The organism is Salinibacter sp., from assembly GCF_036626415.1.
In the GTDB taxonomy this organism is placed as follows: Bacteria; Bacteroidota; Rhodothermia; order Rhodothermales; family Salinibacteraceae; genus Salinibacter.
Genome location: NZ_JAZKRW010000011.1, coordinates 1 through 11,920, shown reverse-complemented (window position 1 = coordinate 11,920; position 11,920 = coordinate 1). Strand labels below are relative to the sequence as shown.

Genomic DNA, 11,920 nt, shown 5'->3' with positions numbered 1-11,920 from the left:
GGCCGGGAGTCTTTCCATCTCCTCCGTGCCTCTCAGTCCCGAAAGAGCGTAAACGACTGCCGGTGGTGGGGCGTCACGCCGTGCTCGCGGAGCGCGGCGTAGTGCTGCTGGGTCGGATAGCCGACGTTCGACGCCCAGTCATATTCGGGATGCTCCTCGTGCAGATCGCGCATGAGCGCGTCTCGTTCGGTCTTCGCGAGGATAGAGGCAGCGGCGATGGACTGGCTCTTTGCATCCCCCTTCACGACCGTCTCGTGGGGCCACGGCGCATCGACGAGGTTTCGGTCCCACTGGTTGCCATCTACGAGCACGAAGTCGGGGGGCGGCTGGCACTCGGCCGCGGCCCGTCGCATGGCCTTGAGGGCGGCCTGAAGGATGTTGCGCTCGTCAATCTCTGCCGGAGAACAGCCGGCAATGGCCGCAGCCACGGCCTGCTCCTTGATCGTCGCCCGGGCGTCGAGGCGCTGCGCCTCCGAGAGCGCCTTGCTGTCCTGGATGGTCGTGATCTCGACCTGCGGCGGCATGATGACGGCGGCGGCGACGACCGGCCCGGCTAGGCACCCTCGCCCCGCCTCGTCGAGCCCGGCCACACGCTCGTAGCCGTCGGCCCAAAGCCGACGTTCATGGGATAGCATGCGAGGGTCCTCCAAAAGAATGAGCGGCGACGGGACAAGGGAGCCTCGGCCCCACCCAACAGACGAGCAGTTTTTCTGTGGGGCCACGCCCGGCATCAGATACAGGACGACGCCCCACATCGATCCGGCCGGCCGACTATACATTCAGGGACGTCTTTTTGTATACTGCGGAATGTCCTGCTCGTCTCATTTTTTGTACACACCTCCCCAACCGCCATGTCCGATCTCGACCTGTCTCAGTACGGCATTCGCCCCGACAGCACCCTCCGCAACGCGGATCCCGCCCGCCTCTATGAGGAGGCCATCCACTACGATCCCACGGCCGCCATCGCCCACAGCGGCGCCCTCACCATTCGCTCGGGCGAAAAAACCGGACGCAGCCCTGCCGACAAGCGCATCGTGCGACACCCCGACAGCGAAGACGACATCTGGTGGGGGCCCATCAACATGGAGATTGACACCCACACCTTCGACATCAACAAGGAACGGGCCCAGGACTACCTCAACACCCGCCAGCGCATCTACGTGATGGACGGGTTCGCCGGATGGGACCCGGACCACCGCCTGAAGGTGCGCATCATCTGCTCGCGGCCGTACCACGCCCTGTTCATGCACAACATGCTGATTCGGCCCTCCAAAGAGGAGTTGGCGGACTTTGGGACGCCGGACTTTGTGGTTTACAACGCGGGCGAGTTTCCCGCGAACCGGCAGACCAAGCACATGAGTTCGAAGACGAGCGTGGATCTGTCGTTTGAGCATCAGGAGATGGTCATCCTCGGAACCGAGTACGCCGGAGAGATGAAGAAGGGCGTCTTTACGGTCATGCACTACCTGATGCCCAAGCGGAACGTGCTCTCGATGCACTGTTCGGCCAACGAGGGCGACGACGGCGACGTGTCGCTTTTCTTCGGCCTCAGCGGGACCGGCAAGACGACCCTCTCGGCCGACCCGAACCGCAAACTCATCGGCGACGATGAACACTGCTGGAGCGACGAGGGCGTCTTCAACATCGAGGGCGGCTGCTACGCCAAGGCCATCGGGCTTTCCGAAGAAGACGAGCCGGAAATCTACGACGCCATCCGGTACGGCACCGTGCTCGAAAATATGGTCTACGACGACGACACCCGAGAGGTGGACTACGAGGATACCTCCATTACCCAGAACACCCGGGCGTCCTATCCGCTCGGCTACATCGACAACGCCAAGATCCCGGGCATGGGCGGCCATCCGGACAACATCATCTTCCTCACGTACGACGCGTTCGGCGTGATGCCACCGGTGAGCAAGATGACGCCCGAGCAGGCGATGTACCACTTCATCAGCGGGTACACGGCAAAGGTGGCCGGGACCGAGGTTGGCGTCGACGAGCCACAGGCCACCTTCAGTGCCTGCTTTGGCGCTGCCTTCCTCGTGTGGCCGCCAGACAAGTACGCCGAGATGCTCGCCGAGAAGATCCGCAGACACGACGCCGAAGCGTGGCTCGTGAACACCGGCATTACGGGCGGCCCGTACGGCGTGGGGCATCGTGTGCCGCTCCAGCATACGCGGTCCATGGTCGATGCCATCCACGACGGCTCGTTGCTCGACGCCCCGAAGGAGACGGAGCCGGTCTTTGGGCTGGACGTGCCTACCGAGTGTCCAAACGTGCCCGATGAGATCCTGATGCCACGGGAGACGTGGGACGACCCGCAGGCCTACGACGAGAAGGCCGAGCACCTCGTCGGGCTCTTCAATGAGCACTTCGAGCAGTACGAAGACATGGCGGCCCCCGAAATCGTAAAGGCGGGTCCACGGCTTCAGGCAGCGTAGCCTGCGCTCCTCCTCAGGGCTTCTCGCTCGCATGCCCACACGCCGGGCCGGCCAGCAGGCCGCCCGGCGTTTTGTGTGTGAGTCATGTCGCGTCGGGGGCGCCCCCAAACGGGTCGGAGCGGTTTTCCACAGCGAATTTACTGCCCTTCTACTTTTCTCTCACGGCTCTCTTTCCACACGTGGCCCGCCCGGACGCCGTTCTCGAAGCCGGACACCACTACATCGTGGCCGCCGAGCCCTCGGTCGCCGACGAGGTGATGCGGCTCCTGCACGGCTGAGCTGCCGCGGCTCGGCCTGAGTCGGACCGGCCCGAGTCGAGCCGGCGGATTGGGACGTGTGCAAGAATCGGTGCCGTGCGGAAATTGGGACGCGGCTCTTGAGACCCTGGTCCCTTTTTCCTGAGAGGGCCAATGTCGGCCCATCGCGTACGCCCTCTCCTTTTTTGTCGGGGCCGTCTCCCCCGAGTGGTTCAGTCGTCCGCCAGGACCGCCTGCGCGGCGTGCCGTCCCGCCATCCCGTGCACGCCCCCTCCCGGTGGGGTGGAGGCAGACGCCATGTACAACTGCGCCCCGGTGGCCGTGCGGGCCGGAATGCGGTAGGGATTCCACCGGAGGGCCGGCCGTGCGACGAGCTGCCCCAAATCCAGGGCGCCCCCGTTGATGTCGCCGCCTACAAGGTTCGGATTCCACGTCTCCAGCGCCTGCGGGCCCATGACGTGTCGCTCCAGGATCGTGTCCCGGAAGCCGGGCGCAAACCGCTCAATCTGCCGTTCAATCTGCGCCGTGGCGTCCTCGCTCGCCCCATTGGGAACGTGGCAGTAGGCCCAGGCGGTGTGCTGATCGCCGGGAGCACGGGACTGGTCGAAGCGGCTGTGCTGGGCGAGCAGCACGTACGGCCGCTCCGGCACGCGCCCGTCCGCCACGGCCCGCTCCGACGCGGCAATCTCGCGCAGCGTGCCCCCTACGTGGACCGTCCCCGCCCGCCCGCACGCCTCCGCGGCCCACGGAATGGGATCGCTCAGGGCGTAGTCGACCTTGAACGCCGCCGCGCCGTAGCGGTACTGCTCCAGCTGCTTAGCGTAGCGGGCCGGCAGCCGGGGCCGGGCGACCCGCAGCACCTGCCGGGGCGTCAGGTTGAGCACGACGGCCCGGGCATTCGGCAGCGCATCCACGTCGCGCACGCGGCGCCCGGTCTCGATCGTGCCGCCCAGGTCGCGCAGGTAGTCCGCCAGCGCCTGTGTAATGGCGCCCGCCCCGCCCTTCGGGAAGGGCCAGCCCACCGCGTGCCCCGCCATTCCAAGGACGAGCCCAAAGGCCGTCGACCCGAGCGCCGACAGTGGCAGGGTGGAGTGTGCGGCCAGCCCCGCGAGCAGGGCCCGCGCCTCCTCCGTTCGGAAGAGCCCGTTCCCCAGAAGCTGTGCGGGCCAGATCGCCCGCAGCCCGAAGCGGGCCAGGACCCCCGGCGCGCGCGGCACGTGGAGCACGGGCTGGAGCACCTCGTCGAGGACCGCCCGCCACCGATCCGCGAGCGGCCCATTGAGCCACCGGTAGCGCCCCGCGTCGCGTCCAAGAGCCCGGGCGGTCTCGTCCAGGGACTGATGCATCGCCACGGCCCGCCCCCCGTCCAGCGGATGGGCGAGCGGCAGGTCCGGCTGCACCCATGAGAGGCCATGCTCCTCTAGGGGCAACCGCCGAAAGAGCGGCGAGGCCACGGCGAGCGGGTGGATGGCGGACCCGAGGTCGTGGACGAAGCCCGGACGCGTCACCTCTGCCGACCGCGCCGCGCCCCCCACCGTGTCGGCCTGTTCAATCACGTGCACGTCCCGCCCCGCCCGGGCGAGCGCGACGGCGGCCCCGAGCCCATTCGGTCCGGAGCCTACAACAATGGCGTCAGCGTTGGACATACGAAACGATGATTATGAAAAACAGCACGGCGCCCACCTCCACCTGCCTTCAATCGACAAACAGATCCACAAACGCGAACGCGTCTCCGTCGAAGAGGCCCTGGTCGCTGAGCTTGAGGGTCGGAATGACGAGCAGGGCCGTGAACGAGAGCGTCATGAACGGCGCATTCATCGGGCTGCCCAGCTCGTTCTGCGCGTGGTTGCTGAGGCGCGTGTAGCGCCGGGCCACCGCCTCGTATGGTTCGTCGCTCATGAGCCCGGCGATGGGAAGAGACAGGACGTTCGTTCCGTTCCCCACCGCGCTAATCCCCCCGTTCTCCCGCACCACCGCGTTGACGGCGCGGGCCAACGCCTCGTCGCTGGTGCCCACCGCCACAACATTGTGCGAGTCGTGGGCGACACTGGAGGCGAGGGCCCCACGGTCGAGTCCAAAGCCACGAACGAAGGCGACGGAAGGCGTGCTCTTTTCCGTGTACCGGTTGACCACCGCGAGCTTGAGCACGTCGCGGTCCGGGTCCGCCACGGCCCGCCCGTCCTCGACCGGCGTCGCCACGACCTCTTCCCCGGTCACTAGCTGGTTGTCGGCGGCCGTGATCACGCGGAGCTGGTCGCCCGCTGCGGCCACCCGGAAATCCGCCGGCGCCACCGGGGCCGCGTCGAAGCGATTGACGACATCGGACGCGACACGCTCAATGTGCGTCTCCCCCGCCTCGGCGACGAGCGTTCCCTCGACGTACGTCCGCTGCACGGTCAGCGCGTCCAGGTCGTCCACCACGATGAAGTCCGCCGGGTCCCCCTCTCGCAGCAGCCCCACGTCGAGCCCGTAATGCTCCACCGGATGGACGCAGGCAGCGCGAAGGACGTCGAAGCGATCGTAGCCACGAGCAAAAGCCCGACGCACAAGACCGTCGATGTGTCCGTCCGCGAGGGCGTCCGGGTGCCGGTCGTCGCTACAGAACATGAGGCGGTCCGGCGCCTCGTCCATGAGCGGAATCAGTTCGTCGAAGTTCCGGGCGGCCGAGCCCTCCCGGATGGCGATTTTCATGCCCGCCTCCAATTTCTTACGGGCCTCCTCGATCGAGATACTCTCGTGGTCCGTCTCGATGCCCGCAGCCGCGTACCGTTCTACATCCGTCCCCCGCACCCCAGGCGCGTGACCGTCCACCGGCTTGTCGCGCACCTGCGCGGCTCGAATTTTCGCCATCACATCCGGGGTCCCGTTGATGGCGCCCGGATAGTCCATCATCTCGCTGAGGTAGAGCACGTCGTCGCGGTCCAGCAACTCCGACACCGCGTCCGGCCCTAGGGCCGCCCCGCTCGTTTCGAAGGACGTGGCCGGCACGCACGACGGGGCCCCGAAGGCAAAGTGGAAGGGCACCGGCCGACCGTCTTCGATCATGTACTCGACCCCGTCTACGCCAAGTACATTGGCAATCTCGTGGGGGTCGCTCACCGTGCCCACGGTGCCGTGCGTCACCGCCGCCCGGGCAAACTCCGACGGCGGCAGCATCGCGCTCTCGACGTGGACGTGCGCGTCGATAAACCCCGGCAGCAGGTACTGATCGGGCACCTCTTCGGTCGGCTCGATGCGGTCGATCACGTCCCCCTGGACGTGCACGGTGGCCGGCTGGACCTCGTGGGCGTGCAGGTCGACGAGGCGACCGGCGACAGAAAAAGACTCAGGCATAAGCACGAGGGAATCCGCCGAAGGGCTATGGAAGCAGGATCAACATACGGAGCGGCCGGCAGAGCATCGAGGAACTTTGCCTCAACGAGAGCGCCCTACGCCGATTCATTGCGGGACGAGAGGTCCCCTACCCGAAACGGAGCCGCGAGGCCCGGCGACAGCGGGTCCGGCTACGGCCTTGGATGCCCACAGCCAGTGTGGGTGTCGCCGGCGAGCGTGACCGTGACCGTGTGGCTGAACAGCCGCCCATTCATGGGGTCCGTGCAATAGCGGGGCTGGGCCACGACACGCACCGAGCCGCGGTCTGTGGCGCCCCTGTAGACGATGCGCCCGTCGTCCGTCTCCACAGCGAACTGCGACGTCGTGACCTCGCGCTGCGCGTAGGCCCAGGCAAACCGGAGGCTGTCGTCGGTCGCCTCCACGATCCATCCCGGCTCTTGTCCAACTGCCCGGAATTGGAGCCCCGGACGCCGTTTGTCCTCCGGCCGCTCGCTCTGGGGAGCAAGGGTGCAGTCTTGAAAGCGCCGCCCGTCGATTTCGACGGTGGCGCTGCTTCCTTTGCTCCACACCACGGCACCACCGCCTTCATACTTGGCCCCACTGGCCGCCCGCACGGACCTGAGGTGGCGCGTATCGCCCCCAAACGACGCGGGCACCCGCAGCGCGAGCGAATCGGGACGCACGAGCGTCCGAAACGTCACCACGTTTCCCTCCGACCGCTTGCACTGCACGGCCAGCCGCCGCGCTATGGAGTCCTCCTCGTTCGCCAGGAACCTCTCTAGGGCGTCGTGAGGAGACCGGTCGCCCCCACACCCGCCCCCGAGCAGAATTGCCCCCAGCAGCACACTCCCCACGACACGCCGAAGGCCACATCTAGCGCTCATTTTCTTCCCTCGAGGTATGCAGCAGAGACTGTGCGTTGGTGCGTGCCCGAGGGCCCGCGCCGACGAAGCCGGGAGCATCGCTCTACGCATGCTCTTTCGAACCGGACCCGCGGCCCTCAAACACCACGTCCGCCACCGCCTGGAGCGAGGGGGCCACCTCGGGCACGGAATGCGACCGTGCCATCACCTCCGCCAGCGGCGCCGGCACGTCGACCTCGTGCCCCACGAGCGGCTCCACCACCTCCGGGAATTTGGCCGGGTGCGCCGTGGCCACCAGGATCCACTCGTGCTCGTCTTCGGGATCGAGGTGCTCGCGGACTTCGACCGCCGTCGCCGTGTGGGGGTCCCAGACCGTGTCCCAGGCCTCAGGGCCGCGGCGGAGTTGCCGTTCGATCTGGTCGTCGGTCGCGCGCTCGGCGCCAATCATGTCGTGCAGGGCCCCGTCCCGATCGCCGCCGGGGTAGTGGTGGCGCAGGCGCTCCATGTTGCTGGGATCGCCCACGTCCATCGCCGTCGCGAGGGTTTCCTGCGTCTCAAACGCCTCGTACTCGCCGGTCTTTAGGTAGTGCGTCACGGGGCGATTCTCGTTTGTGGCAAAGACCACCTCCCCAATCGGCAGCCCGCACTCGCGAGCATAGAGGCAGGCGAGGCCGTTGCCCAGGTTGCCGGACGGCACGATCACGTTGGGGCGCGTGCCGTGGGCCCGCCAGTGCCGGAGGCTGGCGTACGCGTAGTACGTCATCTGCGGCAGCAGGCGCCCGATGTTGATGCTGTTGGCGGAGGAGAGGCGCAGGCGCTCCTGCCACGCCTCGTCCTGGAACGCCTCCTTCACGAGCGTCTGGCAGTCGTCGAACACCCCCCGGACGGCCACGGTCTGCACGTTGTCGCTCCAGCCGGTGAGCTGTTTCTCCTGCCGGTCGGACACCTTGCCCTTGGGGTAGAGGACGACGACCTCGACGTTGGGTTTTTTCCAGAAGGCCGCCGCCACGGCGGCTCCGGTGTCGCCGGAGGTGGCCACGAGGATGGTGAGCGGCTGGTCGGTGTCCTGGTTGAGGCGGGCTAGACTGTCGGCCAGGAAGCGCGCGCCCACATCCTTGAACGCCGCCGTGGGGCCGTGGAAGAGTTCAAGGACGCTCGTCTTCCGGCCGATCTCGCGCAGCGGCACTGGAAAGCCGAACATTGCCTCACAGATTCCGGGCAGGGCTTCCGCCAGCACATCCCCCTCCACGAACGGGCGGAGAAGCCGCTCCGCCACCGCCTCAATCGTCTCGCACCCGTCGAAGGCCTCCGGGCGGAGGTCCGGAAAGCGTTCCGGCACGTAGAGGCCTCCGTCCGGCGCCAGTCCCTCCTGCAGCGCCGTGGAGAGGGAAACGCGATGGTCGGGCGTGCGGGTGCTCAGGTACTGCACGGCAGGAAGGCGTAAAGGAGATGTGTGTGCGGAAAGTCGACGTGCTGCGTCCTCAGCAGATGTTCTGCGGCCTCAATATAGGAAAGGCGGTCCCCAACAACAGGCAGCGGCCTGTGAGGTCCGCCAGTCCCCCCTCTCGAGGTGGACGAGGCCCCAGCGTCTGATCTTCAACTTTGATGCGATCTCTCTCGGGTTCGTCGCCAGGGGGCGGGGCGGCACGCCCAGGCGCTTCGGAAGCACACACAGGGTCCAAGAAGAAAGCGGCCATTGCCACAGGGCAAGGGCCGCTCTCCATTCAACCACAATGTGCAGGAGCCCTCGCCGGTCTCGACGAGGCGCCCCGAACGCCGCTACTCGTTCTGGGAGTTCGGGTTTTGCTGCATCTGCGACTGCTGCTCCTTCATTTGCGCCTTCATGGCCTGCTGGATCTGCTTCTTCAACGTGGAGTCTGACTGGGCCGAGCGCATGATGCGACGGAACATCTGAGGGTCCATGTTCTCCTTCTGTGATTCCTGCTGCATCATCTTCATCTGCTGCTTTCGCATCTGCATCTGCTGGCGCTTCATCTCGCGCCGCGCATTGGCCTTCTGCGTGGAGTCCATCTCCTGCGGGTTGCCGTACTTCTCCTTCATCTGCTTCCGCATCTTCATCTGCTGCGCCCGCATGGAGGACTGCACGGCCGCGGCGATCCGGGCCGCCTTGTCAATCTGCTCCTGGCTTACCTCGGAGGCGGAAAGGGTAGTCGTGTCCGGCTGCTGGGGCATCTGGCCGAACGCGGGGGCGGTGACGGCAAAGGCGAGGGCAAGCAGGCCGACGCACGACGACTGAAACAAGCGTTTTAGCATAAGAATGGGTCGTAGTGAAAAGAGCGTAGAGAACGAAGGCCGAACCGGGGCCTCGACGAATGAAAGCGTGTGTACGACTTCGAAAAGACCAAGGCCGATCAGTGTGTTTCGTGACCCGGAGGGGTCCCTCGACCTTTGCACAATTGGATTGCTGGATTGTCCAGTGCAAACGGACCTCCAGGCGGGATTATTCTTGAAGCCCCCGGAAAGTCTCCCTCAAGGGGGAAAGACCGAGGCCCTTCGCAAAGCAAAGACGGCCTCCACCAACGGTGAAGGCCGCCTTGGAGGGTCGGGGCAGCCGGATTTGAACCGGCGACCTCGTCGTCCCGAACGACGCGCGCTACCGGACTGCGCCATGCCCCGTGGAAAATGTCCAAAGGTCTTGTAGGGCCGATGCGGAGTCGAGATCCAAAATGCCCCCCCAACCATGGGGGCTGAGCCTCTCCTGAAGAGGAGTTCAACGGTTATCCACACGGGAATCCTGCATCGCAGCTCCGGGTCGCGGATGCCCGGCCGTGAACGTGGAGCGGGGCCTCAACGCCTGTTTCCAAGAACTCGACGCGGGCCGATCGGGGCTTGTCACAGCCCAAACTCCTCATACATCTCGTCGATGAGGTCGGCGTTTCGCTCTCTGATGACGCTGCGACGGAGCTTGAGGGTGGGAGTGAGCGTGCCCTCCTCGACGGTGAACGGCTCGCCGAGAAGGCGGAAGTTGCGAATTTTCTCATGGGCCGCCGCGTCCCGGTTGTACGCCGTGAAGATGTCTTCGAACAGGGCCTGCACCTCGTCACGAGCCAGCAACGCCGTGTCGTCGTGGGTTGTCTCATCGATCCCTTCGTCCCGTGCTCGCATCCGAAGCGACTCGAAGTCGGGCACCACCAGGGCCGCGAGGAACGGGCGCCCCTCCCCCACCACGACGATCTGGTTGATCCACCCTTTGGTCTTGAATGTCTCTTCGATCGGGCCGGGGTACACGTTCTTCCCCCCCTCCGTGACAATCATGTGCTTGATCCGATCCGTAATCTTGAGGTAGCCCTCTTCGAAGCGGCCCACATCGCCGGTGTGGTACCAGCCGTCCGGGTCGAAGGCCGCCCGCGTCTCTTCGGGCTGGTTCCAGTACTCCTTCATCACGTTGGGGCCCTTCACCAGGATCTCCCCCTCCGGCGTGGAGAGGGACGTGGGGTAGTCGCTGCCACTGATCGTGCCGACCGGCGCGTCCGCCCCCAGCGGTTGAATGGCGACCGTCACGCCGGGCATGATGTGCCCTACAGTGCCGTAGCGGGGGGCGTCCATGGGATTGATCGTGAGGACAGGCGCCGTCTCCGTGAGGCCGTACCCCTCGATGATGGTCACGCCCGCGGCCTGGAAGAAGGTGCCAATCTCTTCGGGCAACGCCGCCCCTCCCGAGACGGCAAACCGGAGATTCCCACCGAGCTTCTCGTGCAGCTTCGAAAAGACGAGCCGATGGGCCACTGCCCGCTGCCCCCGCAGCAGCAGGCCCGGCCCCGTGCCATTCGAGCGCTGGGCCTCCGCGTACCGCTCGCCCGCCCGCACGGCCCAGTCAAAGAGTTTCTGCCTGAGAGCTCCGCCCTCGCTGGCCTGCTTTGTCACGCGCGTGTACACCTTCTCGAACATGCGCGGCACCGAAATCATGAGGGTCGGCTGCACCTCCTGCAGGTTCTGGCTGACCGCCTCGATGCTCTCCGCGTAGCTGATGGTGGCCCCGGCAGCAAGCACGGCCGTATGGCCGGCCGTCCGCTCGAAGGCGTGCGAGAGGGGCAGGAACGAGAGGTGATGATCGTCTTCGCCGAAGGGGACGCGTTGCAGGGCGCCCTTCACGTTCGAGCAGAAGTTGCGATTGGTGAGCACGACGCCCTTCGGCTGGCCGGTGGTGCCGCTCGTGTAGATGAGGGCGCTCGTGTCCTCGGGCGCGATCGCCTCCGCCGTCTCTGTGAGTTCGTCCTCATGCTCGGCCCAGTAGTCGCGGCCCGCCGCCAGGGCATCGTCCCAGTGCGTCATGGGCACGGGCGGGTCGTCTGCGGTCTCGCTCATCACGATCACCTCGTCGAGCTCGGGGCACGTGTCCGCGATCTCCTCAATCTTCTTGCGCTGGACGGGCACGGACACGATGCACACTTTTGCCCCGGCGTCGCGGAGGATGTAGGCCACCTTCGACGGCGGCAGGGACGTGTAGATCGACACGTTGGCCGCCCCAATGAGCTGCGTGCCCAAATCACTAATCGCCCACTCCGGACGATTTTCGGAAAGCAGTGCCACCCGGTCCCCCTTGCGTACGCCCTGCTGATGCAGATGGCCGGCCAGCGCCTGCACCCGATCCTGGAAGCCCTCCCAGGTGATCTCGTGCCAACCATCGCCCCGCACCTTGTGCCGCAGCACCGGCCGTTCCCGCCCCCGATACCGATCACAGAGGCGGAGAAACATCTGGGGAATGGTGTCGAACTCGACCTGCGCGGGCATGAACCTGAAACGACCAGTGCGAAAGGGACAAGCACGCAGCCCCTACCTGCGAGCCCAGGGGCTGTTTCTAAGCGACGTGTCGTCCGTCACGCATCCACCCCCACGACGTTCGTGATGGACGCGTACCCCTCGTCGCGGAGGCGCGCCACGAGGCCTTCTTTGATCTCCTGCACGAGCCCGGGGCCGTCATAGACGAGCGCCGTGTAGAGCTGCACGAGTGAGGCCCCCGCCCGGATCTTGGCGTAGGCCGACGCCGCGTCGTGCACCCCTC

8 protein-coding genes, 1 tRNA gene and 1 pseudogene are annotated in these 11,920 nt (G+C 66.2%); 1 reads left to right on the top strand and 9 read right to left on the bottom strand.

Annotated features, from left to right (window positions below):
• Positions 1–32: 32 nt before the first annotated feature.
• Positions 33–635, bottom strand: a complete 603-nt coding sequence (locus V5A20_RS02680) for a ribonuclease HII (RefSeq protein WP_332314573.1) — start codon at positions 633–635, stop codon at positions 33–35.
• A 216-nt stretch (positions 636–851) separates the two neighbouring features.
• Here V5A20_RS02680 and pckA point away from each other — a divergent pair, with 216 nt between their 5' ends.
• Complete coding sequence (gene pckA / locus V5A20_RS02675) at positions 852–2,444, top strand: phosphoenolpyruvate carboxykinase (ATP) (RefSeq protein ID WP_332326657.1); 1,593 nt, start codon at positions 852–854, stop codon at positions 2,442–2,444.
• A gap of 469 nt (positions 2,445–2,913) precedes the next feature.
• Here the strand turns inward: pckA and V5A20_RS02670 are convergent, their stop codons facing one another.
• From V5A20_RS02670 to V5A20_RS02635, 8 genes and pseudogenes are all read right to left on the bottom strand, one after another.
• Positions 2,914–4,347 carry a phytoene desaturase family protein gene (locus tag V5A20_RS02670; RefSeq protein ID WP_332314571.1) on the bottom strand — a complete coding sequence of 478 codons (1,434 nt, stop codon included), beginning with the start codon at positions 4,345–4,347 and terminating at the stop codon, positions 2,914–2,916.
• Between the two features lie 49 nt (positions 4,348–4,396).
• Complete coding sequence (gene ade, locus V5A20_RS02665; protein ID WP_332314570.1) at positions 4,397–6,034, bottom strand: adenine deaminase; 1,638 nt, start codon at positions 6,032–6,034, stop codon at positions 4,397–4,399.
• A gap of 170 nt (positions 6,035–6,204) precedes the next feature.
• Entirely contained in the window at positions 6,205–6,918 is a 714-nt protein-coding gene (locus V5A20_RS02660) for an MliC family protein (protein ID WP_332326656.1), read from the bottom strand.
• 82 nt (positions 6,919–7,000) lie between these two features.
• A complete protein-coding gene (gene thrC, locus V5A20_RS02655) occupies positions 7,001–8,326 on the bottom strand; it encodes a threonine synthase (RefSeq protein WP_332326655.1) in 1,326 nt (441 codons plus the stop codon).
• Positions 8,327–8,676: 350 nt separating this feature from the next.
• Complete coding sequence (locus V5A20_RS02650) at positions 8,677–9,171, bottom strand: hypothetical protein (RefSeq protein WP_332314567.1); 495 nt, start codon at positions 9,169–9,171, stop codon at positions 8,677–8,679.
• Between the two features lie 289 nt (positions 9,172–9,460).
• Positions 9,461–9,534: transfer RNA gene (locus V5A20_RS02645), tRNA-Pro, on the bottom strand.
• Positions 9,535–9,750: 216 nt separating this feature from the next.
• A complete protein-coding gene (locus V5A20_RS02640; RefSeq protein WP_332326654.1) occupies positions 9,751–11,649 on the bottom strand; it encodes an AMP-dependent synthetase/ligase in 1,899 nt (632 codons plus the stop codon).
• A gap of 86 nt (positions 11,650–11,735) precedes the next feature.
• Positions 11,736–11,920: pseudogene (locus tag V5A20_RS02635) on the bottom strand (quinone-dependent dihydroorotate dehydrogenase); the annotation flags it as partial.

Coding starts and splice junctions, on each gene's coding strand:
- V5A20_RS02660 (WP_332326656.1), bottom strand. CDS start 6,918: ATGAGCGCTAGATGTGGCCTTCGGCGTGTCGTGGGGAGTGTGCTGCTG.
- V5A20_RS02670 (WP_332314571.1), bottom strand. CDS start 4,347: ATGTCCAACGCTGACGCCATTGTTGTAGGCTCCGGACCGAATGGGCTC.
- V5A20_RS02650 (WP_332314567.1), bottom strand. CDS start 9,171: ATGCTAAAACGCTTGTTTCAGTCGTCGTGCGTCGGCCTGCTTGCCCTC.
- V5A20_RS02640 (WP_332326654.1), bottom strand. CDS start 11,649: ATGCCCGCGCAGGTCGAGTTCGACACCATTCCCCAGATGTTTCTCCGC.
- ade (WP_332314570.1), bottom strand. CDS start 6,034: ATGCCTGAGTCTTTTTCTGTCGCCGGTCGCCTCGTCGACCTGCACGCC.
- V5A20_RS02680 (WP_332314573.1), bottom strand. CDS start 635: ATGCTATCCCATGAACGTCGGCTTTGGGCCGACGGCTACGAGCGTGTG.
- pckA (WP_332326657.1), top strand. CDS start 852: ATGTCCGATCTCGACCTGTCTCAGTACGGCATTCGCCCCGACAGCACC.